We start from the raw sequence: 23,219 nt of genomic DNA on the forward strand, positions 1-23,219 counted from the left end.
CAGGGTGTCCTTGTCGTGTCACCCTCACTTGGTGTTTCCTGGTTCGAAGATATACGGCAAAACACGGGCATCAGTGTTGCATGACGGGAGCGAATAGATGCTGGACCGGATCATCGCCGCGCGGGTGTTCGTCGAAACGGTCGAGCGTGGCAACGCCACAGCCGCGGCCGAGGCGCTCGGCATGTCGCGGGCGATGGCGTCACGCTACCTGACGGCGATGGAGAACTGGGCGGGCACGCGGCTTCTGCACCGCTCGACCCGGCACATGTCGCTGTCCTCGGCCGGAGAGCACGCGCTCGCCCGCTGTCGCAGGCTCATCGAGATCGCCGACAGCATCGCCGGGCAGAGTGCCGATGCCGCCGAGCCGTCCGGGACCATTCGTGTCGCGATGCCCGGCATGCTGGCGGAGACCGTCTTCCTGCCGTTGATCCGGGACTTCGCGGAGCGTTCCCCCAAGGTCTCGATCGACCTGCGGATCACCGACCGTCTGGTCGACCTCGTGCAGGACCGGATCGACATCTCCTTCCGCATCACGGGCGCGCTCGACCGCGCCGTGATCGCGCGGAAGCTGGGGAGCGTGAGCTCGGTGCTCTGTGCCGCGCCCGAGCTTCTGTCGAGGACCGGCGCCCCGGCGGACCCGGAAGCCCTGGCGCACCTTCCCTGCGTCACCTACGCGCGGTTCGGCGGAGCGACCTGGATGCTCACCGGGCCGGACCGCTCCGCGAAGGTCGAGGTCGCCGGACAGCTGCAGACGGACGAAGCCTACCTGCTTCTGCGCGCCGCGCTCGAGGGGATCGGCATCGTCATGCTGCCGACCTTTGCGGCTGCCCCGCATATCGCGAAGGGACGACTCGTGCGGGTGCTCCCCGACTGGGCACCGGCGCACCTGTCGCTCTATGCCCTTTACTCCTCCCGCCGGAACCTGCCCGCCGCGACGCGCGCCTTCATCGACTTTGCCGCCGAGAAGATCCATGGAGATCCTGCCTTCAGCCTTGGCTGACCTGCGTGCTCGTCGCCGCGCGGAGCACTCTGAGTGCCGTCACCAACGCATCGAGCGCGTTGGTCTTGACCGCGACCCTCACCCCTCTGGCGCTAGGCTCTCCATCGCGGCGGTCCGAGCCGCGCGCCACTGGCGCACGAGGTCATGCCTGCGCCTAGGCGGCCGGCGCGCGAGAACCTCGATCTCCCACATGCGCTCGACGCGAAAATGCCGGATCGCCTGCCGATCCTCGCACCATGCGATCAGCAGGCAGGCGGTCTCGTCATAGCCCAGCAGGATCGGCCAGACGTGCCGCTCCGTGATCGCGCCATCACGCGCGCGGTAGCGGAACGCGACCACACGCCAGCGATGGATCGCCTCCCGAAGGGCGGTCGAATCGAGGAGGGATTCCGGGGCGGCCGCCGGCTCCTTGACCCCGAGGGCGGGTTGATCCAGCACCATGCGGCTGGCCTCCGGCAGGGACAGGCGGATCTTCGACAGGCCATCGAGAGCCAGCCGGGAGAGCGCCGTGTCGGGATGCCGCGCCACCCATCGGGCGCCAAGCTCCAGAGCCTCCGCCTCCGCCGGGCTCAGCGCCAGGGGGCGCATCTCGTAGTCATCCGCGATCAGGTATCCCAGCCCGGCCTCGCCCTGGATCGGCACCCGGCGGCCGATCAGCGCTGCAATGTCGCGATAGACCGTCCGCCTCGACACTTCGAGCTCTTCCGCGATGGCCGCCGCCGTCACGGGCCGAGTGGTGCGGCGCAGGATCTGTATGATCTGGAAAAGGCGGTCGGTTGTGCGCATCCGGTTTCCTGTTGCCAGAATGGTGGCAGCAGCGCCTCTCTAGACATCGGCCCTGCCGGTCAAGAGCCGGCAGGAAAGGACACACCCATGAAAATTGCCTCCATTCGTCTCATCGCACGCGATGTCCAAGGCCTCGTCGCCTTCTACGAGAGGGTCACTGGCGTGAAAGCCCAGTGGCTTGCACCGGTCTTCGCAGAGATCGTCACACCGGGCGCCTCACTTGCCATCGGCTCGGAAGAGACCGTGGCGCTCTTCGAGGCCGGCAGCGCCGAAGCCGGAGCGAACCGGACGGCCATCATCGAGTTTCAGGTGGATGACATCGATTCCGAATTCGCGCGGCTGGAGGATCTGACCGTCGTCCACCCACCGAAAATGCTGCCCTGGGGAAACCGGACGTTCCAGCTGCGGGATCCGGAGGGAAACCTGGTCAGCCTGTACTCGCCGGAGTCGGAGGCCGCGAAGGCTCGGTTTGCCCAGAGGTAGGATGCGCTGTTGAAGCTGGCGCCAGCCCCCGCCGCTCGCCCTGCCGGGCGGCGGCATTGGCGCGCAGCCTGCATCGGGAAATGGACTCCCCCGCCCGCTTGCGCTTTTGTGCCGCAAAAGCCGGCCCGCCGGCCGACAGCGAAGGGGGACGCGGTGAGCCTGGCAGACATGGATCCCGGCGTGCAGGCGCCCGGCGAAGGCGGCCGCCTTGCCGGCGCGGACTTCGAGGCGGTGCTCGGCCCGCGCCGCGCCCTCGCGCAGATGCTGGCGGAGCGGCTCGCGGCCCATCCGGACGGCACGCTCACCGAGATCGGCCGCTCCGGCGCGCGGAGCGTCACACCCTATGCGGGCCTTCAGGCCGAGGCGCGGCGCATCCTCGCCGCGCTCCGCCAGCTGCCGGGGATCGCCGGGCGCGACGTTATCGCCTGCTTCGAGACGGCGCGGGGCTTCGTGCCGGCGGCCTGGGCGGCAATCGAGGGCGGGCTGAGCTGCCTGCCGCTGCAACATCGGCAGACCGGCAGCGATTCCGGGCAGCTCGGCCCGCAGCTCGCCGAGCTCTGCCCGCTCCTCGAGGCGCCGATCCTGGTGACGACCCGCGCGCTGGCCGGCGCTATAGGCGATGCCGGGGCGCTGGGGGTGGCGAATGTCCTCTTCACCGACGACCTGCCGGAGGTCGCGCCGGATTGGGCGGGCCCGCCCGTCGGCCCCGGCCGGGTGCTCATTCGCACCTCGGGCACCACCGACAGGGCGAAGGTGGCGATCTTCCCGCATGATGCGCTCGCCGGGCGCTTCGCGCTTCACGCGCTGTCGCACGAGAACCTGGCGGCGGTGCTCTATGCGCCCTTCGATTCGGTCGCGGGGCTCAGCGTCGTCCTGCCGCCCAACGGGCGGGCGCTCTATCTGCATCACGACCGGTTCCGCACCCATCCTGAGGAGTTCCTCGCCCTCATAGAGGAGTTCCGCCTGCAGACCTTCAGCCTGTCCTCCTCGACCTCCGCGCGGCTGACGGAGGCGCTGGCGAAGCCCGGGCGGGTCCATGACCTCTCCTCGCTCAGCCATCTGCGCTTCGGGGCGGAGGTCATCGTGCCGGCGACCGTGGCGGAGCTGGTGGCGGCGCTCCGGGCCGCCGGGGCAGGGGCGCTCGACATCTCCTTCGGCTTCTCGATGACAGAGGCGAGCTTCGTCACCTCCACCGGCCGCGCCGACCCTGACGCGCTGACGGCCGAGCCCGGCGCGGCGGTCAGCCTCGGGCCCTGCAATCCCGGCTGGGAGCTCAGGATCACCGACCCGGCCGGCCAGCCCTGCCCGGACGGCGTGGCGGGGCAGATGGAGGTGCGCTCCACCCATGCGCTCTTCGCCGGCTATCTGGGCATGAGCCGCGCGCAATCGGGCATCGACGACGCGGGCTGGTTCGCCACCGGCGATCTGGGGATGATCGAGGACGGGGCGCTGCGCATCACCGGCCGCAAGAAGGCGACGATCATCGTGAACGGGCGGAACGTTTCGCTCGACGATATCGAGCGGCCGCTGCGGGGGCTGAAGGGCGTGCACGAGACCAACCTCGCCGCCGTGCCCGTCCGCTTCGAGGCGAGCACCACCGACGAGCTGGCGCTGTTCTTCGTGGCGGATGCGGAAGACCCTGAGGCGCTCGACGCGCTCTGCCGGCAGATGGTCCGCATCACCGCGAAGGGCACCGGCCTGCGCGTGGCCCATCTCGTCCCCGTGCCGGCGGCCGAGATGCCGCTGACGGAGACGGGCAAGATCCGGCGCGGCGATCTGGCCCAAGGCTTCCTGACGGGGCGCTGGCCGGCGTATCGGCTGATCCAGACCCAGCCCCCGGAGGCGGCGGGCGGCGCCGCGCTGGCCGCCCGTCTTGCCGGGCTCTGGCAAGAGCTTCTCGACCTGCCGGCCCCGCCCGGCGCGGAGGAGAATTTCTTCGACCTCGGCGCCGATTCGCTCGCCTCGGCGCAGCTCATGAGCGCCGTGGAGGAGGAGTTCGGCGCCGTCTTTCCGCTCGCGACCTTCTTCGACGAGCCGACCATCGCCCATCTCGCGCGGGCGCTCGAGGGCAAGACCGGCCCGCGCACGCCGCAGTCACCGGCGCCGATGGGCGGCAAGGAGCTGCTCCGCCGGATCGGAGCCTTCACCGGAAGCTGGGCGGGGGCGCGGCGCTTCCCCGAAAGCCTCGTCGTCGGCGCCAATGTCGAGGGCAGGCGGGCGCCGCTCTTCTGGGTCTTCCAGTCGGAGGCCGAGTTCCGCCGCCTCGCCGGGGCGCTCGGGCCGGACCAGCCGGTCTACGGGATGCGCTCGGCGGTGGAGATCCTCCACACAAACGAGCTCTTCCCCGACGGGATCGAGGCGATCTGCAACCGCTACCTGTGGGAGATTCTGGCGCTTCGGCCCACAGGGCCCTTCCTTCTCGGCGGCAATTGCCAGGCCGGGCTCTTCGCCGTGCGGATGGCGCAAAAGCTGGAGTTGGTGGGCCGTCTGCCGGAGAGGCTGATGCTCCTGGAATGGACCTATGCGCTCGGCCGCTACGGCGGGGCGACCTCGCTGATCTACGGTGCCGCCAGCCACACGGCGCGGATGTACCGCGACCCGGATTCGGCGCGCTGGAATGCCGATTTCCCCGACAGGGAGATCCGGCCGATCCCGCCGGGCCACGGCCGGTTCTTCGGGGAGGACACCATCGGCCATCTCGCCGGCGAGATCGCCCGGGTCCGGCCGCCGCTGCCGCGGCGCGGCTGGTTCCGCCGCTCCTGACCCTCCTCAGCCCGACCCTCTTCAGCCGGGCCGGCGCCCCTCCAGCCGGCGGGTCAGCCAGTCCGGGTCCATCTCCGGCACGGAGGAGAGGAGGAGCTCGGTATAGGGCGCATGGGGCGGCGTGAAGATCTGCGCCTTGGCGCCGCGGTCGACGACCTTGCCGTGCTGCATCACCACCACCTCGTCGGCGATGGCCTTCACCGTGGCGAGGTCATGGGTGATGAACATGTAGGCGAGCCCGAGCTCGCCCTGCAGCCGGTCAAGCAGCTTCAGGATGCCCTCCTGCACGATCTGGTCGAGCGCGCTCGTCACTTCGTCGCAGATGATGAGCTTCGGCTCCGCCGCCAGCGCCCGCGCGATGCCGACCCGCTGCTTCTGCCCGCCCGAGAGCTCGGAGGGCAGCCGGTCGATGAAGGCATCGGGCTCCAGCTCGATGAGCGCGAGAAGCTCGCGGATGCGCTCGTCGAGCTTGCGGCCGCGGAGGCCGAGATACATCTGCGCCGGCCGCCCGATGAGGTCGCGCAGGCGCAGCTTGGGGTTCAGCGCCGTGTCGGCCATCTGGTAGATCATCTGGCACTGGCGGAGCTGGTCGCGGCTGCGGCTGCGGTAATAGGGCGGCAGCGGCTCGCCCTCGAGCAGCACCTGCCCCTTGCGCGGCGGCAGAAGCCCCGTGATGACCCGCGCCGTCGTCGACTTCCCGGAGCCGGATTCGCCGACCACGGCGACCGTCTGCCCGGCGTGGATGTCGAAGCTCACATCCTCCAGCACCGCATGGGTGCCGTAGCCCGCCGTGACGCCTTCGACGCTGAGGATGGGCGTGCTGTCCGGCGGCGGCTCGGCGGCCCGCGCGAAGCTGCGCACGGCCCAGAGGCTGCGGGTGTAGTCTTCCTTCGGGGCGGAGAGCATCTCGGCGGTCGGCGCCTCCTCCACCTCCTCGCCGCGCAGGAGCACCTTTATCCGGTCGGCCATCTGCGCCACGACGGCGAGGTCGTGGGTGATGTAGATGGCGGCGGTGCCGAATTCCTCCACGATGTTGCGGATCGCGGCCAGCACCTCGATCTGCGTGGTGACATCGAGCGCCGTGGTCGGCTCGTCGAAGATGATGAGATCGGGCCGGCAGGCCATGGCCATGGCGGTCATCGCCCGCTGGAGCTGCCCGCCGGAGACCTGGTGCGGATAGCGGAAGCCGATCTCGTCGGGGTTCGGCAATTGCATCCGGCGGTAGAGGTCCTTCGCATCCGCCTCTGCCTTGCTGCGAGCCATGGTGCCGGAGGTGACGGGCACCTCGGCATATTGGTCGATCAGCCGGTGGGCGGGGTTGAAGCTGGCGGCGGCGGATTGCGCCACATAGGCGATGCGCTGGCCACGGAGCCGCCGGCGGACCGCCTCCGGCGCGCCGTTGAGCTCTGTCCCGTCGAAGCGGATCGAACCGCCGGTGATCCGGCAGCCGTCGCGGGCGAAGCCCATGGCGGCGAGGCCGATGGTCGACTTGCCGGCGCCCGATTCTCCGATGAGGCCGAGCACCTCGCCGCGGCGAAGCTCGAGGTCCACGCCCTTGACGATCTCGGCCCAGCCGGTGCCGGAGCGGCCCTCGATCCTCAGGCCTTCGATCTTGAGGAGGATGTCATCCATATCCGTCAGTCCTTCAGGCCGGAGGCGCGGTGGAGCTGCCAGTCGACGACGAAGTTCACCGCGACGGTGAGCAGCGCGATGGCGCCGGCGGGCAGGAGCGGGGTGATGTCGCCGAAGGTGATCAGCGTCGCATTCTCGCGCACCATCGAGCCCCAGTCCGCCGTGGGCGGCTTGATGCCGAGGCCGAGGAACGACAGCGCCGAGATGGTCAGGAACACGAAGCAGAAGCGCAGCCCGAACTCGGCGACGAGCGGTGCGAGCGCGTTCGGCAGGATCTCGCGCCGGATCAGCCGGAAGGTGCCCTCGCCGCGCAGGAGCGCCGCCTCGACGTAATCCATGACGACGATGCCCTGCGCCACCGAGCGGGCGAGGCGGAAGACCCGCGTCGCATCGACCGTGGCGATGACGAGGATCAGCGTCGGGATCGAGGTGCCGAAGATGGTCAGGAGCAGCATCGAGAAGATGAGCGCCGGAATCGCCATCAGCGCATCGACGATGCGCGAGAGGATCTGATCCGTCCAGCCGCCGAGCAGCGCCGCCCAGAGCCCGAGGAACGAGCCGACGAGAAAGGCGAGGAGCGTGGTGGCGAAGGCGATGCCCACGGTGTTCCGCGCCGCGAAGATCAGCCGGGAGAGCATGTCGCGCCCGAGCTTGTCGGTGCCGAGCGGGAACTCGGCGCTCCACGGCAGGTAGCCGCCGCCGACGACCATCCGCTCGGGGTAGGGCGCGATCAGCGGCGCGAAGATCGCGACGAGGATGTAGATCACGATGACCATGATGCCGAAGGCGGCGGTCACGGGCATTCCCCGCGTCTCATGCGCCAGCCGGTCGGGCAGGGCCCGGGCAATGAGGCTGCGCAGCAGGGCCGCGAGGCCGAGCGCGAGGCCGATGACGATCAGGGCGAGGAGGATGTTGCGCAGCGTCGGCGCTGCGGTCCAGAGCGCGTCCATCGTCACCTCCTGTGCAGAAGGCGCGGGTTGGTGATCGTCGAGAGCACATCCGCGAGGAGGTTGAGGAGCACATAGGCCGCCGCGAAGATCAGCGCCACGGCCTGCACCACGGCGATGTCCCGGTTGGTGACGCTGTCGACCATGAGCTGGCCGAGGCCGGGATAGACGAAGACGACCTCCACCACCACGACGCCGGTGATGAGATAGGCGAGGTTGAGCGCGATGACGTTGATGATCGGCGCCAGCGCGTTCGGCAGCGCGTGCCGCAGGACGATCCGCAGGGGCGAGATCCCCTTCAGCCGCGCCATCTCGATATAGGGCAGGGCGAGGAGGTTGATGATGGCGGCCCGCGTCATGCGCATCATATGCGCGGTGACGACGAGGGTCAGCGTCAGAGCCGGCAGGAAGGTCTGCCAGAGCCGGTCGGAAAGCTCCGCCCCCGGCACGACGCGCACCATCGAGGGGAAGATCCCCGATTGCGCCAGCCACAGGATGAGGATGTAGGAGACGAAGAACTCCGGGAAGGAGATCGAGGTGAGCGACAGGGCGTTGACCACCTTGTCGAAAACCGAATTGCGCCAGAGCGCCGCGAGCACACCGAGCACCAGCGAGATCGGCACGGCCATGGCGGCGGCATAGAGCGCGAGGAAGATCGTGTTGCCGAGCCTCGCGCCGATCAGCTCCGAGATCGGGCGCTGGTTGCCCATCGAGACGCCGAAATCGCCCTGCAGCGCGCCCGTCAGCCAGTTCCAGTAGCGCAGCGGCGCGGGATCGTTGAGCCCGAGCTGCTCGCGGAGGACGGCGAGCGTCTCCGGCGTCGCCGAGTTGCCGAGAAGCTGCCGGGCGAGGTCGCCGGGCAGAAGCTCGGTGGCGAAGAAGATCAGCAGAGAGACGATGAAGAGCGTCAGAAGGCCGAGCGCCAGGCGCTGGGCGATCATGCGCCAGATTGCGGACATGCGGGTTCCCCTCGTCGGCCCCGGGCGGGGCCCTCATCGGGCCCTCCCCGGGCCCGCCTCGGCAGGGGCCCCGGACCTGACGTCCGGGACCCCCAGACCATCAGATCAGGCGAACCACCAGCGCTCGAGGGCGCGGTAGCCGTCGATATTGGCGTTCTTGCCGATCGTCTCCGGCGTGCTCACGTTGTTGGCCACGCCCATGATGAAGTTGTTGTACATGGGGATGACCACGGCGCCCTCGAAGCTCACGATCTGCTGCATCTCGTGATACATCTCGCGGCGCTTGTCCTCGTCGAGCTCGGAGCGGGCCTCGAGCAGGAGCGTGTCGAAGCGCTCGTTCGACCAGAAGCTGTCGTTCCAGGCGGCGCCGGTCGCATAGGCGACCGAGAACATCTGGTCCTCCGTCGGGCGCCCGCCCCAGTAGGAGGCGCAGAAGGGCACCTGCATCCAGGTGTTGTCCCAGTAGCCGTCGTTCGGCACCCGGTCGATATTGATGGTGATCCCCGCCGCGGCGGCGCGTTCGGAGTAGAGCACACCAGCATCGACGGCGCCCGCGAAGGCGGCATCGGCGACCGACAGCGTCACGTCGAGCGAGGACAGGCCCGATTGCTGCAGGTAGTATTTCGCCTTGTCGGGGTCGTAGGTCTTCTCTTCCATATCCGCGAAGAAATAGCGGTTGGCCGGGCCGATCGGGTTGTCGTTCGACACCGCGCCGTGGCCGGCGAGGATCTTGTCGACCATCTCCTGCCGGTCGAGCGCGTATTTCAGCGCCAGCCGGACGTTGTTGTCGTCGAAGGGCGCGACGCGGGAATCCATCGGGAAGACGTAATGCGCGTTGCCGGGGATGGAGAGGACGGAGGCGATGCCCCGCGCTTCCAGCATCGGGATCGTCGCCGGCTCCACCTGGTCGACGGCATCGACCTCGCCGGTGAGCAGCGCGTTGAGCCGCGCCGCGCCGTCGAGGATGACGAGGATCTCCACCCGGTCGAACCACGCGCGGTCGGACTTCCAGTAATCCGGATTGCGCGTCAGCGAGGCCTGCACGCCCGGCTCGAAGCTCTCGTAGACGTAAGGCCCGCAGCCGACCGGCGAGGTCGGGTCGATCTTGCCGTCGGTCGAGGGCAGGATCGGCAGGTGGTAGTCGGACAGGATGTAGGGGAAGTCGGCATCCGCGGCGGCGAGCGTCACGACGACGTTCTGGCCGTCGACGGAGATATCCTGGATCGCCTCGAGATAGGGCTTCACGGCGGAGGTGCTTTCCTCGCCGCGGTGGTGGTTGATCGAGGCGACGACATCGGCGGGCATCACGGTCCGGCCGTCATGGTAGGTCACGCCCTCGCGGATCGGGAAGACCCAGGTGATGGCGTCGTCCGACATCCAGTCGGTGGCGAGCTCGGGCACGATCTGGCCGTCGGCGGCGACCTCGATGAGGTAGTTGTGCAGCGCGTTGGCGAAGACCTGGTCGAAGAGCTGCGTATAGAGCGCCGGGTCGAGACTGTCGGCGGACGAGCCGTGGCCGAGCCCGAGGCGGAAGGTGCCGCCGCGCTTGGCTTCCTGCGCCTGGGCGGCGCGCATGCCTGCGGGGAGGATGAGGCCGGCGGCCGCGGCGCCTTTCAGAAGGCCCCGGCGCGAGACGCTGCCGGTGTGAAATCGTTGCATGTATTGGCTCCCTGATGGTCGGGCGCTCTTCTCGGCACCCGGTTGCTGTCCCATGTCGTCCGCCCTCGGCCCTGCCTGGGCCCGGCGGCTGCCCCCGGGCCGACCTGCCCCTCTGCGAAACGGGGCGCCGGTCTGCCCGGTCGCCGGGCAAATGCCCGGATGCCAACAGACTATGGGAGGCCCTGCCCACTATGCCAGCCATTTCTGCCGTCCGGGCGGTATCCTTCGCTCCGACTTGGGGTTACCCTCGCCGGCAGTCGTGATTTCAATCGGGGACCGCCCATGCGCCTAGCGCCCATCCTGCTGCTTGCCCTCGCCGGCTGTGTGACCTCTGCGCCGAGCCTGTCCGACAGGGTGGCGGTCGGCGATACCGGGGAGGAGCCCTATCTCAACATGCGCTCCGGGCCGGGGCTGGGCTACCGGGCGGTGCTGGGCCTGCCGGAGGGCACGGCACTCAACCGGCATGATTGCGTGACCGAGCTCGGCCAGCTCTGGTGCCGCGTGTCGCTCGCCGGCTCGCCGAATGCCTCGGGCTATGTCTCCGCCGACTACCTGGTGGCGCGATGAGCGCGAGCCTGCGGGCCTCCCTCGTGCGGCTCCCCCTCGCGCTGGCGGCGCTGGCGCTCCTCGCCTCCTGCGGCATCTTCGGGCGCACGAGCGAGCTCGAATGCATGGAGCGCGCGATGTATTTCGAATCGATCCGCTCGAGCCGCGACGGGCTGATCGCCGTCGGCTCGGTGGTGATGAACCGCGTGGAATCGCCCGATTACCCCGACAGCGTCTGCGGCGTCGTCGGCCAGCGCAACCAGTTCGCGCCCCGCGTCATGTCTCGCCGGATGGATCCCTCGCCCCTCGTGCGCGAGGCGGCGACCTCCGTTCTCAATGGCGAGCGGCATCCGCTCATCGGCAATGCCCAGTTCTTCCACGCCGCCAGCTACAACGCGAACTACAACAACATGCACTACGTGCTGACCACAGGCGGCAATGCCTTCTACGAGCGGCGGCGCCCCGAGCTCGTCACCCGGCCCGACCCGCTCCCCCCGATCGAGGGGATCACCCGCAGCGGCCGCTAGGCCCTTGCGGCCCGGAGCGCCCCGGGGGAAAACCGGCGGCGTCGGCCAAGGGGGCGCGGCAAAGGGGGCATGGGGATGAAGATTGCTGTTGCGGGGCTCGGCTATGTCGGCCTCTCGAATGCCGTGCTGCTGGCCCAGGCGCATGACGTCACGGCGGTGGACATCTCGGCCGAGCGCGTGGCGCTCGTCAACGCCGGCAAGGCCCCGTTCGAGGATCCCGACATCGCGCGCTACCTCGCCGAGGTGCCGCTGACGCTGCGCGCCACGACGCTGCCGGAGGAGGCCTATCCCGAGGCCGAGATCGTCTTCATCGCCACGCCGACGAATTACGATGCCGAGACCGACCGTTTCGACACCTCCTCCGTCGAGGCGGTGATCGCCGAGGTCACGGCGCTGAACCCCGCGGCGACGATCGTCATCAAGTCGACGATCCCGGTCGGCTATACCGAGCATGTGCGCGTGGCGCTGGGCGCCCCCAACGTGATCTTCAGCCCGGAGTTCCTCCGCGAGGGGCGCGCCCTGCACGACGGCCTCTACCCCAGCCGCATCATCGTCGGCGACGACGGCCCGCGCGGGCAGGCGGTGGCGGCGCTCCTGCAGCGCAGCGCGCTGAAGGAGGATGTGCCCGTCCTGCTCACCGGCCCGGCGGAGGCGGAGGCGATCAAGCTCTTCGCCAACACCTATCTCGCGATGCGCGTCGCCTATTTCAACGAGCTCGACAGCTACGCGCTGGCCCACGGGCTCGAGGCGCGGCAGATCATCGAGGGCGTCGGGCTCGATCCGCGCATCGGCACGCATTACAACAACCCCAGCTTCGGCTACGGCGGCTATTGCCTGCCGAAGGACACCCGCCAGCTCCTCGCCAATTACCAGGCGGTGCCGCAGAACCTCATCCGCGCCATCGTCGATGCCAACACGACGCGGAAGGATTTCATCGCCGCCCGCATCGTGGCGATGCGGCCGAAGGTCGTGGGCGTCCACCGGCTGGTGATGAAGGCGGGCTCCGACAATTTCCGCGACAGCTCCATCCAGGGCATCATGAAGCGGATCAAGGCGAAGGGGATCGAGGTGATCGTCTACGAACCGAACCTCGGGGAGGAGACCTTCTTCAACTCCCGCGTCATTCCCGACCTCGCCGCCTTCAAGGCCGAGGCCGATGTCATCGTCGCCAACCGCCTGACGCCGGATCTGGGCGACGTGGCGGAGAAGGTCTTCACCCGCGATCTCTTCGGCGGGGATTGAGCGCCCCCGCCCTCCTGTCTTTGCTCCCGGGCATCCTCGGGGGGAGTCGCCTGAAGGGCGACGGGGGGCAGACAGCCCCCCAGGCCCGGCCTCGGCCCGGCGCAACACTCGCTGTCCGTGCCCAACCTCTTTCAGGAGAGATCTTCGCCCGCCCGCGGCGCCTCTTCGCCCCCCGCAAGTGATTGTCATTGCTCCCCCTTGCCCTTACCCTCCCCGAAAAACGGGAGGAACGACATGCGGACCAAGGCAGCCGTGGCGCTGGAAGCGGGCAAACCGCTGGAAGTGATGGAGGTCAATCTCGACGGCCCGCGTGCCGGCGAGGTCCTCGTCGAGATCAAGGCCACCGGAATCTGCCACACCGACGAGTTCACCCTCTCGGGCGCCGATCCCGAAGGGCTCTTCCCCGCCATTCTCGGCCATGAGGGCGCGGGCGTGGTGGTCGAGGTCGGCGCGGGCGTCACCAGCCTGAAGCCGGGCGATCACGTGATCCCCCTCTACACGCCCGAATGCCGGGAATGCCCCTCCTGTCTCAGCCAGAAGACCAACCTCTGCACCTCGATCCGCTCGACGCAGGGTCAGGGCCTCATGCCAGACGGCACGTCGCGTTTCACCACGCTCGATGGCGACCCGATCCTGCATTACATGGGCTGCTCGACCTTCTCGAACCACACGGTCCTGCCCGAGATCGCCCTCGCCAAGGTCCGGGAAGACGCGCCCTTCGACAAGATCTGCTACATCGGCTGCGGGGTCACGACCGGCGTCGGCGCCGTCATCAACACCGCGCAGGTGGAGGAGGGCGCGACCGCCGTCGTCTTCGGGCTCGGCGGCATCGGGCTCAACGTGATCCAGGGCCTCCGCCTCGCCGGGGCCGACATGATCATCGGCGTCGACATCAACAATTCCCGCAAGGAATGGGGCGAGCGCTTCGGGATGACGCATTTCGTCAACCCCAAGGAGATCGGCGAGGATGTGGTGCCCTACCTCGTCAACCTCACCAAGCGGCGCGGCGACACCATAGGCGGCGCCGACTACACCTTCGACTGCACCGGCAATGTCACCGTCATGCGCCAGGCGCTCGAATGCGCGCACCGGGGCTGGGGCGTCTCGACCGTCATCGGCGTCGCGCCGGCGGGGGCAGAGATCGCGACCCGCCCCTTCCAGCTCGTCACCGGCCGCACCTGGAAGGGCACGGCCTTCGGCGGCGCCCGCGGGCGGACGGACGTGCCGAAGATCGTCGACTGGTACATGGACGGCAAGATCGAGATCGACCCGATGATCACCCACATTCTGGCCCTCGAGGAGATCAACAAGGGCTTCGATCTCATGCATGCCGGCGAGAGCATCCGCTCCGTCGTCGTCTACTGACCGAAGAGCGACCACCGGCCGGGGCGGCCTCGCCCCGGTCTCATTTCAGGAAAGGATTTTGACATGACCAGAGCGGTTTTCCGCATCGCCGCGGCCGCGCTTCTCGCCCTGCCCGCCGCCGCCGCCCAGGCCGAGGGCTGGACGGCCACGACGCTCGCCACGATGAACACCGAGGCCGAATGCATGGCGAAGGCCGACCGCGTCTTCCAGCGCTACGCCGACACCTATGCCCCGGGCGCCGATGTCTCCGGCGCCGGCTGGACGGCGGCAGGCTACGACCAGATGGGCGAGGACGTGGATTCCCTCATCATCTGCCCGATGGTCGACGGGCTGGTCGAGGCCTTCCTCGTCTCGCATTCGAGCCATGACTTCCCCGACGAACGCGAGCTCGTCCACGACCGGCTCCTCTCGCTCTGGGACAAGACCAACTGATCGGGGGCCCCCGCCCTTCTCTAGGCCATCAGAGCGCCAGATCGCGGCGCGAAGCGCGGGCCAGCGCCTCCGCCAACCCGTCGGGCAGCGGCGTCTTCGGCGAGAAGGTGACGCCGGTCTTCGTCGCCTTGAGCCCGGCTGCCGCGATCTCCTCTTCGCAGGCCGCGATGGCGCCGGGGCTGACATAGAGCCCGCACTGCGCCTTGAAGGCAGCATAGCCCGCGATGACCGTCCCGCCCTTGGCGAAGCCCGGCATGTCGTAGCGCAGGATCTCCTCCGCATCGGGCAGGGTCTCGGCGAGCCGCGCGCGAAGCTGGCGGAGCCCGGGCTGCAACGCCTCGGGGGCCGCGGCGATATAGGTCTCGTGGGGCGATGGGGCGCCCATGGCCGTCCTCCTCTGCGGCGGGCTTTGCAGCCGGCCCTGCGGCAAGCCCGCCCCCGAGCCTAGCCCATCCCCTGCCGCCGCGGAAGGCGGGCGCCGTTGCCAGCCGCGGCCGGAAAGCCTAGGTGTGCCCCACTCCGCCCCGGAGCTGCCCGGAAAGGCCGCACATGCCCGAAAGCCGCCCCCTCCTCGCCGTCCTGATCGACGCCGACAATTCCTCGCCCGCCAAGGCCCGCGCCGTCTTTGCCGAGATCGCCTCGCTCGGCGAGGCCTCGGTGCGCCGGGTCTACGGAGATTTCTCCTCGCAGCGCATGGCCGGCTGGTCGAAGATGCAGGCCGAGCTCGGGCTGGTGCCGCATCACGCCCCGGCCAACACGGTCGGCAAGAACGCCTCCGACATCAGCCTCGTCATCGACGCGATGGACCTTCTGCACACCGGCCGCTTCGACGGCTTCGTGCTCATCAGCTCCGACAGCGATTTCACGCGCCTCGCCAGCCGCATCCGCGAGCAGGGGATGGATGTCTTCGGCATCGGCCAGAAGAAGACGCCGGAGGCCTTCCGCAAGGCCTGCAAGCGCTTCATCTTCGTGGAAAACCTAGGCGAAGGCGCCGAGGAGCCCGTCCAGCCAGCGAGCAGCCAGCCCGCCCCGCCCGACGAGGGCCCGAAGGGCACGCCCGACGAGGCCCGCCGGCTCATCACCGGCGCCATGGAGGCGATCGAGCAGGAGGACGAGTGGTACACGCTCAGCCAGCTCGGCCAGTACATCACCTCGGCGAACCCCGATTTCGACACGCGGACCTACGGCAAGCGCAAGCTCTCCGACCTCATCCGCGAGCTGAAGGTCTTCGAGACGAAGACCGGCTCCGGCAACCAGCTCCTCGTCCGCCGCCGCGACTGAGAGCCGCGTCGCCGCCGCGCCTAACCGGCCGGGGCGGGCCCGAGTCCCCGTGTCCCCTTTCATCTGGCCAAAAATACCTCGGAGGTGTGGAGGCAGAGCCTCCACCCGGCCCAACGGGCCGGCCGCCCCGATCCTTCCCTCGCCGCTTGGCAGCCCCCCGCCAAGCGGCTATCCCCCGCCGCCATGACAGAGCGCCTCGCCCCTGACGCCCCCGGCCTTGCCCGCGCCGCCGCCCTCCTCGCGGAGGGCGCCCAGGTCGCCTTCCCGACGGAGACGGTCTACGGGCTCGGCGCCGATGCGCGGAACGGCCGCGCCGTCGCCGGCATCTTCGCCGCCAAGGGCCGGCCGAGCTTCAACCCGCTGATCGTCCATGTCCCGACGCTGGAGACGGCGGCGGCGCTGGTCGAGCTCTCGCCCGAGGCCGAGCGCCTCGCCGCGACATTCTGGCCCGGCGCCCTGACGCTTGTCCTCCCCGCCCGCCCGGGCAACGGCATCTCCGAACTCGTTAGCGCCGGCCTGCCCTCGCTCGGCATCCGCATCCCCGCCCATCCCCTCGCCCGGGCGCTGCTCGAGGCCTTCGGCGGCCCCGTCGCCGCGCCCTCCGCCAATCCCTCCGGCCGCGTCTCGCCGACCACGGCCGCGCATGTGCTCTCCGGGCTCGACGGGCGCATCGCGGCGGTGCTCGACGGTGGCGCCTGCCCGGTCGGTCTGGAGTCGACGATCGTCGGCCTCACCGGCCAGCCGACGCTCCTCCGCGCCGGCGGCATCCCGGCGGAGGCGCTGGAGGCCTGCCTCGGCGCCCCCCTCGCCGCGCCCCCCGCGAACGACACGCCGACCTCCCCCGGTCAGCTCGCCTCGCATTACGCGCCGCAAGGGACGCTCCGCCTGAACGCCGAGGCTCCCGAGCCGGGCGAGACCTATCTCGGCTTCGGCCCCGGAGATGCCGATCTCACACTCTCCGCCTCGGGAGACCTCACCGAAGCCGCCGCCAATCTATTCGCCTGCCTCCATGCGCTCGACGCGCGCGGCGCCACCCGCATCGCCGTGGCCCCGATTCCCGACCACGGGCTCGGCCGCGCCATCAACGACCGCCTCCGCCGCGCCGCCGCTCCCCGGCCCTGACCGCCCTCCCATGTCTTTGCTCCCGAAAATCCTCGGGGGGAGTCGCCAAAGGCGACGGGGGGCAGACAGCCCCCCGAAGATTCTTCTCGAAAAATCTTCGCCCCCCGGACCCCCAGAAATTCTTCGCAGAAGAATTTTCCCCGTCACTCCGTCGAGGTCAGGATCACCTCGACCCGCCGGTTCGCCTCGCGCCCCCCGGGGGTGAGGTTGCTGGCCACCGGCGCCAGATAGCCCATGCCCTCCGCCGCGAGCTGGCTGCGCGGCGTGCCGTAGCGGCTGACGAGCCGTTCGAGCACCGATCCGGCGCGGCGGCGCGACAAGGTGATGTTGGGCTCCAGCCCCCCCTCGCTGTCGGTATGGCCGACGAGCGCCACCTGCCGGCCGGGATGGGCGGCCAGATAGCGGGCGAGCGCCTGCAGAGAGGCATAGGGCCCGGGGCCGAGCTGGGCGGAGCCGGTCTCGAAGCTGAGATCCGCCAGGATCACCCGCCCCCGCGCCTCCAGCTCGCTGTCGAAATCGGCCGGGCTCGCGGGCGGTGCCGCCGCCGCGGCCTCCGCCGGCACCGACAGGGCGGCCTCCTCCGAAGCGGGGCCGATGCGCGCCAGATGTACATAGCCCGCGCCGGCGGTGTGCGAGACGACGAGGACCAGCGCTTCCTCCTCCGCCTCCTTCTCGGCGGCGAAGGCGCGGAAGTCGCCGAGGTCGAACCAGAAGTCGGGCGCGGGCAGGAGCTCGACCGCGAGGCGGAAGTCGAAGCCGCCGCAGCCGGAGGTCTCGCAATCGAGAAGCGGGGTGAAGCCCGCGGCGAGGATCTGCTCGCGGAGCGGCGCGAGGAGGGCCAGCGTGTCCTCCGTCTCGGGCAGGCGCCAGGCCTGCATCGTCAGCGCACCCTCCACCCGGCGGGTCGGCACAACGCCCGCCTCCGCCGGCCCGAGCGGCAAGGCATAGGAGCCCTCCGGCTCCTGCCGCTCGGCGGTCATCACCGCGCCCTCGGGAAAGCTCAGCGTCTGGGCCAGCGCCGGCCCGGCGAGGAGGACGGCAAGGAGCCCGCCAAGCCGGGCGGCCCGCCTCACGGCGCGAGCTCGCGGTAGTGATAGCCGCCCGTCTGCGCCATGCCGAGCCCGGCATAGAGCGCATTGGCCCCGGCATTGGCGCGGGTGACGAGGAGCACGAGCTGCCCCGCCCCCTGCCGCGCCGCCCAGGCCCCCGCGGCGCCCATCAGCGCCCGGCCGAGGCCGCGCCGCCGCGCCGAGGCCAGCACCTCGAGCGCATGGAGCATGGCGAGCCCGTCATGGAGCGCGACATAGGCGACGCCGCCGCCCATGCCGAGCGCCACCTTCGGCCCCGCCGCCCGGTCCATCACGGCGATGCGCTCCGGCCCGATGCCGCCCTCGGCCCAGACGGCCCGCGCCTCCGGCCCCGGCGGCCAGGCCTCCGCGACCTCCAGCCCCGGCGCCGGCAGCGCCGAAGCCGGGCCGGCATAGGTGACCACCGGGTCCTTCACCCGCCAGCCGCTCGCCTCGAGCGCCCGGTCGAGCGCCTCCTGCCCGGCGCGGACCATCACGAGCGGGGTCTGGCCGAGCGCCCGCATCGCATCCTCGGCCCCGGCGAGGCTCTCTTCCGCCGGCCCCGGACCTTCCCAGGTCGCCGCGCTGACCCGGCTGCCGCCGCCCCGCCCCTCGCGGATCGTCCAGCCGCCAAGCCGCGCCATGGCCGCCGGCGGCCAGGTGGCGTCGATGGCGGCGTAGATCTGTTCGGCCGCAGGAGGCGCCGCGCCCTTCACCCGAAGAGCTCCTGCAGCCGCACCAACGCCGCGTCGACCGCCGCCGGCTCCTGCCCGCGGACCACGAGGTTCGTGCCGTGCCGCCCGTCCGGCCGGGTGAAAGGGTAGGAGCCGAAGGAGAGCTCCGGCCGCTCCGCCGCCAGCGCGCCCAGAGCCGCCGCGATCTCTCCCTCGCCGCGCTCGACCATGACCGAGCCGGAGAGGAGCGGCGCGCCGCCGGTCAGCCCGGGCAGGAGCCCCGCGACCATCGCCTCGAAGATCGCCGGCACCCCGGCCATCACATGGACATTGCCGATCGAGAAGCCCGGCGCGGCGGAGATCGGGTTGGCGATCAGCTCCGCCCCCTCGGGCACCCGCGCCATGCGCAGCCGCGCCTCGTTCAGCTCCTGCCCCGTCCTTGCGTAATGTGCCTCCAGGATCGCCCTCGCATCGTCCCGCACGCCGATGGCGGCGCCCATCGCCTCGGCTACCGCCTCGGCGGTGATGTCGTCATGCGTCGGGCCGATGCCGCCGGAGGTGAAGAGGTGATCGACCCGCCCGGCCAGCTCGCGCACCGCAGCGACGATGCCCGCATGGTCATCGCCGATCACGCGGATCTCGCGAAGGTCAATCCCGAGCGGCGCCAGGGCGCCGGCGAGGTGATGGGCATTGCCCTCGCGGGTGCGGCCGGAGAGGATCTCGTCTCCGATCACCAGCATGGCGGCTGTGGGGTTGCGCATCGCGGCCTTTCCGTCCCTGGGCCGGACTGGAAAACCCGGCCGATCTGTCCTAGGTGGTCAGCATTAGGAGGGCTTTGGCGCTTGGACAAGACACGTGGCCGACTGACGCGGGACGGGATCCGCATCTACGAGCCCGGCGATTTCGCCGGGATGGAGGCGGCTGGCCAGGTGACGGCCGACATCCTCGACAGGATCGCCGACTGGGTGCGCCCCGGCGCCACCACCGCCGAGATCGACGCCGAGATCGAGCGCATGGTCGGCGAGGCCGGCGCCAAGTCGGCGACCATCGGCTACAAGGGCTATCAGCACGCCTCCTGCATCTCGATCAACCATGTGGTCTGCCACGGGATTCCGGGGCCGAAGAAGCTGAAGGACGGCGACATCCTCAACATCGACGTCACCGTCATCCTCGATGGCTGGTACGGCGATTCGAGCCGGATGTACGTGGCCGGCAAGCTGCCCAAGAAGGCCGAACGGCTGATCGACGTGACGCATGAGGCCCTGATGAAGGGCATCGAGGCGGCGGTCGCCGGCAACACGTTCGGCGACATCGGCGCGGCGATCCAGGCGCATGTCGAGGGCAACCGCATGAGCGTGGTGCGCGACTTCTGCGGCCACGGGCTCGGCCGGGTCTTCCACGCGCCGCCGAACGTGCTGCACTACGGCCGGGCCGGCACCGGGCCGATGCTGGAGGAAGGGATGTTCTTCACCATCGAGCCGATGGTGAACCTCGGCGGCGCGGCGACGAAGGTGCTTTCCGACGACTGGACGGCGGTGACGCGCGACCGCTCGCTCTCCGCCCAGTTCGAGCATTCGGTGGGGATCGGCGCGGACGGGCCGGTGATCTTCACCGGCTCTCCGGCGGGGAAATTCCACCCGACCTGGTGAGCCCGCGCGGCCCCCGGGGTCAGTCCTCCGCCTTCTCCATCCGTTTCCAGATGAGCGACAGGAGCGTCTCGCCGCCGAGCGGCGTGGCGGCATCGCTCAGGAGGAGCGGCCCGCGCGCCGGCACGGCCGGCGGCCTGGGCAGGGAGCCGGCGTCGCTGCGCGGCAGGAGCGGCGGGGCGAGACTGAGCAACATGGGGAAGAGAATAGGTCGGTAGGGAGGAGGGGCAAGAGCCGCCGTGCCTGGGGCCGTCGTAGGGTGGGTTTCAACCCACCGATGGCGCAACGGCCGTGCGGTGCCCCGCCCTCCCAGCCCGGCTGCCGGCGGGTGGTGGGTTGAAAACCCACCCTACGGCGGAGCCTCCCCGTAGGCCGGGCTTCAGCCCGGCGCCCCCGGCACTTCCCTCCCCGCCGCCCGCAGGAACGTCACATGCGCCACGCCGACCTTGCGGTGCTCCGCGAGCGTGAAGCCCGGCGGCGCGGGCTGCGGCGCGGCTTCTTCCCAAAGCACCAGCGCGTCCGGGGCCAGCCAGCCGCCCGCGCGGGCAGAGGCGAGGGCGGCCGCGCCGAGCGCCCGGCCATAGGGCGGGTCGAGAAAGACCAGGGTCGCCGCCTCCCCCGCGTTCGCCGGCAGGGCCGTCGCATCGGCGGCGAGGAGCCGCGCCTCCGCCCCTCGGCGCGCCCGCCCGAGGTTGTCGCGGATCAGCCGCTGGCCGACCCGGCCGTTTTCCACGAAGAGCGCCGAGCCCGCGCCGCGCGACAGGGCCTCCAGCCCCAGCGCGCCGGTCCCGGCGAAGAGGTCGAGCACCACGGCCCCGCGGAGCGGCGCGCCGTAGCGGCCGCCCTCGAGGAGGTTGAACAGCGTCTCGCGCAGCCGGTCGGAGGTCGGGCGGAGCGCCGCCGCCGCATCGCCTTCGCCGACCTCAGCCAGCCGGAGCCCACGGTGCTGGCCCGCGATGATCCTCATCAGACCCTCACGCCGTCAGCAGCGCCTTGAGATCGGCGGAGGCATTGCCGACCACCGCCGGGTCCGCCGTCTTGCCGGCCTCGATCAGGCGCTTGCCGATCATGTAGCCGCGCGGGTCGTTCATCGCATCGACGGCGATGAGCTGGCCGCCCCGGTAGTACCAATGCGAGCGCGCCGCGCCGCCGTCGCGAACCACCACGCGGTCATAGCCGGTGTTGAGCCCGGCGATCTGCAGCTTGCACTCGTACTGGTCGCTCCAGAACCACGGCTTCGGGCGATAGGGCTCGTCGCTGCCCAGCATCGCCAGCGCCGCCGCCTCGCCCATGTCGATGGCGTTGCCGACGCTCTCGAGCCGGATGCGCCCCTCGCCCCAGGGGAAGGAGGCGCAGTCGCCGGCGGCGAAGACATCCTCCGCCGAGGTGCGGCAATGCGCATCCACCGCGATGCCGTTGTCTATGGCGAGCCCGGCGGCGCTGGCGAGGATCGTCGCGGGCGCGATGCCGATGCCGGTGATGACGAAATCGACTTTGAGCTCGCGGCCGTCCGCCAGCACGGCGCCCTCGACGGCCTCGGTGCCGGTCAGCCTTTCCAGCCCGACATTCTCGATCACCTCGACGCCATGGGCGCGGTGGAGCTCGCGGAAGTAATCCGCCGTCTCTTCCGCCGCGACGCGGCCGAGGATGCGCTGGGCGGCCTCGATCAGCGTCACCTTCAGGCCCTTCTTGGCGGCCACCGCCGCCGCCTCGAGCCCGATATAGCCGCCGCCGACGACGAGCACGTGGCGGCCGGGCTGCATCAGCGGCGCCATGCGGCCGGCATCGTTGAGGTCGCGCATCGTGAGCACGCCCTGAAGGCCGCCGCCCATCGCGGAGGGAAGCTGCCGCGGATCGGCGCCGGCGCAGAGCGCGAGCTTGTCATAGGCGAGCGGCTCGTCGCCGGAGAGGAGCACCCGGTGCGCGGCCGGGTCGATCTCGACCACCCGCGTGTCCGTCAGCAGGCGGATGTTCTGCGTCTCGTACCAGTCGGCCGGCCGCAGGTAGAGCCGCGCCTCCTCCATCTCGCCCAGAAGGAACTTCTTGGAGAGGGGCGGGCGCTGGTAGGGGGGCGCGGGCTCGGCGCCGATGAGGGTGATCTCACCGTCGAATCCGGCGGACCGCAGCTTGGCGACCAGCGAGGCCCCGGCCTGACCGGCTCCGATGACGACGTAATGGCTCATGGGGCTCTCCCTCTTGCATCAGGCGAGACTATCCGCTCCGCTCGGGGAGAGAAATCAGGAAAGGATATTCCCATGGCCATCTCCCCCGGAGACCACCTGCCCGACGCCACCTTCCTCGTGATGGGCGAGGACGGGCCCGAGAGCCTCAAGCTCGAGACGGCCGGCCGCAAGATCGCCATCTTCGGCCTGCCCGGCCCCTTCACCGGCACCTGCACCACGGCGCATGTGCCGAGCTTCCAGAGGAACGCCGATGCCTTCGCCGAGAAGGGGGTGGACGAGATCTACTGCGTCGCCGTCTCCGACGCCTTCGTCATGAAGGCCTGGGCCGAGAGCATGGGCGCCGACCGGATCACCTTCCTCGCCGACCCGGCGTCGGACTTCACCAAGGCCATCGGCCTCAACTTCACGGCGCCGCCGGTCGGCTTCTACGACCGCTCGAAGCGCTATTCGATGCTGGTGGAGGACGGGGTCGTGAAGGCCGTGAACCTCGAGGAGAGCCCGGGGACCTGCGACATCTCCGGCGGCGAGGCTCTGCTCGAGAAGGTCTGACCTGGGGGCCACGATTTTCGCGCGAAAATCGTGCACGGAAATCGCGTGATTTCCGTGGGCGCGATAGCGTACGGTCGGTCCTGTGGGGCCGACGGTTGCCGCTCGTCCCCGCGCGGAATCAAGCCGCAGGCGCCGCGCGAGCGCCGGCCCGTCCCGCGGGCTGGCGCTCTGGTGGGGCTGCTCTGACGGTCGGGCGGAGGATGTGGCGGCACCATAAAGTGCCCTGCGGCACCGCTAGGAGCGCCAACCCCCGGGCCGGCGTGCTAGGTTTGGTCTCGATTAAGATGAGCTGGTGGTGTGAAACCCCACCCTACGCCTGACCCGGGCGGCGACCTCCATATGGAAATCGCAGGCTA

Annotated in this window: 24 protein-coding genes; 12 read left to right on the top strand and 12 right to left on the bottom strand. The window is 70.2% G+C overall.

What is annotated here, in order from left to right; genetic code table 11:
* Window positions 1-97 precede the first annotated feature (97 nt).
* Entirely contained in the window at window positions 98-1,000 is a 903-nt protein-coding gene (locus tag ACAZ03_RS01565; protein ID WP_373355583.1) for a LysR family transcriptional regulator, read from the top strand.
* A 78-nt stretch (window positions 1,001-1,078) separates the two neighbouring features.
* Here the strand turns inward: ACAZ03_RS01565 and ACAZ03_RS01570 are convergent, their stop codons facing one another.
* Window positions 1,079-1,786, bottom strand: a complete 708-nt coding sequence (locus tag ACAZ03_RS01570) for a helix-turn-helix transcriptional regulator (RefSeq protein WP_373355584.1) — start codon at window positions 1,784-1,786, stop codon at window positions 1,079-1,081.
* An 87-nt stretch (window positions 1,787-1,873) separates the two neighbouring features.
* On the opposite strand from ACAZ03_RS01570, the gene ACAZ03_RS01575 reads away from it, so the two are divergent.
* Window positions 1,874-2,269, top strand: coding sequence for a VOC family protein (locus ACAZ03_RS01575; protein WP_373355585.1), 396 nt, complete (start codon window positions 1,874-1,876; stop codon window positions 2,267-2,269).
* Window positions 2,270-2,422: 153 nt separating this feature from the next.
* Window positions 2,423-5,032, top strand: coding sequence for an AMP-binding protein (locus tag ACAZ03_RS01580; RefSeq protein ID WP_373355586.1), 2,610 nt, complete (start codon window positions 2,423-2,425; stop codon window positions 5,030-5,032).
* A 21-nt stretch (window positions 5,033-5,053) separates the two neighbouring features.
* On the opposite strand, the gene ACAZ03_RS01585 is transcribed toward ACAZ03_RS01580, so the two are convergent.
* The 4 genes from ACAZ03_RS01585 to ACAZ03_RS01600 form a co-directional block, all read right to left on the bottom strand.
* Window positions 5,054-6,664 (bottom strand): ABC transporter ATP-binding protein, encoded by a 1,611-nt coding sequence (locus ACAZ03_RS01585; protein ID WP_373355587.1) that lies wholly within the window; start codon window positions 6,662-6,664, stop codon window positions 5,054-5,056.
* Between the two features lie 5 nt (window positions 6,665-6,669).
* Complete coding sequence (locus ACAZ03_RS01590; protein WP_373355588.1) at window positions 6,670-7,614, bottom strand: ABC transporter permease; 945 nt, start codon at window positions 7,612-7,614, stop codon at window positions 6,670-6,672.
* Window positions 7,615-7,616: 2 nt separating this feature from the next.
* Window positions 7,617-8,570, bottom strand: a complete 954-nt coding sequence (locus ACAZ03_RS01595; protein ID WP_373355589.1) for an ABC transporter permease — start codon at window positions 8,568-8,570, stop codon at window positions 7,617-7,619.
* A gap of 105 nt (window positions 8,571-8,675) precedes the next feature.
* Window positions 8,676-10,229, bottom strand: coding sequence for an ABC transporter substrate-binding protein (locus ACAZ03_RS01600; RefSeq protein ID WP_373355590.1), 1,554 nt, complete (start codon window positions 10,227-10,229; stop codon window positions 8,676-8,678).
* Between the two features lie 282 nt (window positions 10,230-10,511).
* On the opposite strand from ACAZ03_RS01600, the gene ACAZ03_RS01605 reads away from it, so the two are divergent.
* From ACAZ03_RS01605 to ACAZ03_RS01625, 5 genes are all read left to right on the top strand, one after another.
* Window positions 10,512-10,796: an SH3 domain-containing protein gene (locus ACAZ03_RS01605; protein WP_373355591.1), complete on the top strand. Its 285-nt coding sequence runs from the start codon at window positions 10,512-10,514 to the stop codon at window positions 10,794-10,796.
* Window positions 10,793-11,302 (top strand): cell wall hydrolase, encoded by a 510-nt coding sequence (locus ACAZ03_RS01610; RefSeq protein WP_373355593.1) that lies wholly within the window; start codon window positions 10,793-10,795, stop codon window positions 11,300-11,302. Before ACAZ03_RS01605 ends, ACAZ03_RS01610 begins: the two co-directional genes overlap by 4 nt.
* A 75-nt stretch (window positions 11,303-11,377) precedes the next feature.
* Window positions 11,378-12,544 (top strand): nucleotide sugar dehydrogenase, encoded by a 1,167-nt coding sequence (locus ACAZ03_RS01615; protein WP_373355594.1) that lies wholly within the window; start codon window positions 11,378-11,380, stop codon window positions 12,542-12,544.
* A gap of 234 nt (window positions 12,545-12,778) precedes the next feature.
* On the top strand, window positions 12,779-13,909 hold the full coding sequence (locus ACAZ03_RS01620) for an S-(hydroxymethyl)glutathione dehydrogenase/class III alcohol dehydrogenase (protein ID WP_373355595.1): 1,131 nt from the start codon (window positions 12,779-12,781) through the stop codon (window positions 13,907-13,909).
* A gap of 63 nt (window positions 13,910-13,972) precedes the next feature.
* Window positions 13,973-14,341 carry a hypothetical protein gene (locus ACAZ03_RS01625; RefSeq protein WP_373355597.1) on the top strand — a complete coding sequence of 123 codons (369 nt, stop codon included), beginning with the start codon at window positions 13,973-13,975 and terminating at the stop codon, window positions 14,339-14,341.
* Between the two features lie 28 nt (window positions 14,342-14,369).
* On the opposite strand, the gene ACAZ03_RS01630 is transcribed toward ACAZ03_RS01625, so the two are convergent.
* Window positions 14,370-14,726: an iron chaperone gene (locus tag ACAZ03_RS01630; RefSeq protein WP_373355598.1), complete on the bottom strand. Its 357-nt coding sequence runs from the start codon at window positions 14,724-14,726 to the stop codon at window positions 14,370-14,372.
* A 164-nt stretch (window positions 14,727-14,890) separates the two neighbouring features.
* Between ACAZ03_RS01630 and ACAZ03_RS01635 the strand changes: the two genes are divergently transcribed.
* Together ACAZ03_RS01635 and ACAZ03_RS01640 are read left to right on the top strand one after the other, a co-directional pair.
* A complete protein-coding gene (locus tag ACAZ03_RS01635; RefSeq protein WP_373355599.1) occupies window positions 14,891-15,622 on the top strand; it encodes an NYN domain-containing protein in 732 nt (243 codons plus the stop codon).
* A 183-nt stretch (window positions 15,623-15,805) separates the two neighbouring features.
* Window positions 15,806-16,744 carry an L-threonylcarbamoyladenylate synthase gene (locus ACAZ03_RS01640; protein WP_373355600.1) on the top strand — a complete coding sequence of 313 codons (939 nt, stop codon included), beginning with the start codon at window positions 15,806-15,808 and terminating at the stop codon, window positions 16,742-16,744.
* A 143-nt stretch (window positions 16,745-16,887) separates the two neighbouring features.
* On the opposite strand, the gene ACAZ03_RS01645 is transcribed toward ACAZ03_RS01640, so the two are convergent.
* The 3 genes from ACAZ03_RS01645 to ACAZ03_RS01655 all read right to left on the bottom strand — a co-directional run bounded on the left by ACAZ03_RS01645 (window position 16,888) and on the right by ACAZ03_RS01655 (window position 19,246).
* A complete protein-coding gene (locus ACAZ03_RS01645; protein ID WP_373355601.1) occupies window positions 16,888-17,817 on the bottom strand; it encodes an OmpA family protein in 930 nt (309 codons plus the stop codon).
* Complete coding sequence (locus tag ACAZ03_RS01650) at window positions 17,814-18,455, bottom strand: GNAT family N-acetyltransferase (RefSeq protein WP_373357022.1); 642 nt, start codon at window positions 18,453-18,455, stop codon at window positions 17,814-17,816. Before ACAZ03_RS01650 ends, ACAZ03_RS01645 begins: the two co-directional genes overlap by 4 nt.
* A gap of 68 nt (window positions 18,456-18,523) precedes the next feature.
* Window positions 18,524-19,246 carry a competence/damage-inducible protein A gene (locus ACAZ03_RS01655; RefSeq protein WP_373355602.1) on the bottom strand — a complete coding sequence of 241 codons (723 nt, stop codon included), beginning with the start codon at window positions 19,244-19,246 and terminating at the stop codon, window positions 18,524-18,526.
* Window positions 19,247-19,327: 81 nt separating this feature from the next.
* On the opposite strand from ACAZ03_RS01655, the gene map reads away from it, so the two are divergent.
* Complete coding sequence (gene map, locus ACAZ03_RS01660) at window positions 19,328-20,134, top strand: type I methionyl aminopeptidase (protein ID WP_373355603.1); 807 nt, start codon at window positions 19,328-19,330, stop codon at window positions 20,132-20,134.
* Between the two features lie 19 nt (window positions 20,135-20,153).
* Here the strand turns inward: map and ACAZ03_RS01665 are convergent, their stop codons facing one another.
* From ACAZ03_RS01665 to ACAZ03_RS01675, 3 genes are all read right to left on the bottom strand, one after another.
* Window positions 20,154-20,327 (bottom strand): hypothetical protein, encoded by a 174-nt coding sequence (locus ACAZ03_RS01665; protein ID WP_373355604.1) that lies wholly within the window; start codon window positions 20,325-20,327, stop codon window positions 20,154-20,156.
* A gap of 183 nt (window positions 20,328-20,510) precedes the next feature.
* Window positions 20,511-21,098 (bottom strand): RsmD family RNA methyltransferase, encoded by a 588-nt coding sequence (locus tag ACAZ03_RS01670; RefSeq protein ID WP_373355605.1) that lies wholly within the window; start codon window positions 21,096-21,098, stop codon window positions 20,511-20,513.
* Window positions 21,099-21,105: 7 nt separating this feature from the next.
* Entirely contained in the window at window positions 21,106-22,314 is a 1,209-nt protein-coding gene (locus ACAZ03_RS01675; RefSeq protein WP_373355606.1) for an NAD(P)/FAD-dependent oxidoreductase, read from the bottom strand.
* A 72-nt stretch (window positions 22,315-22,386) separates the two neighbouring features.
* Between ACAZ03_RS01675 and ACAZ03_RS01680 the strand changes: the two genes are divergently transcribed.
* On the top strand, window positions 22,387-22,863 hold the full coding sequence (locus ACAZ03_RS01680; protein ID WP_373355607.1) for a peroxiredoxin: 477 nt from the start codon (window positions 22,387-22,389) through the stop codon (window positions 22,861-22,863).
* The last annotated feature ends 356 nt before the right edge of the window (window positions 22,864-23,219 follow it).

It is taken from the genome of Pseudoroseicyclus sp. CXY001, from assembly GCF_041714655.1.
Lineage (GTDB): Bacteria > Pseudomonadota > Alphaproteobacteria > Rhodobacterales > Rhodobacteraceae > Pseudoroseicyclus_A.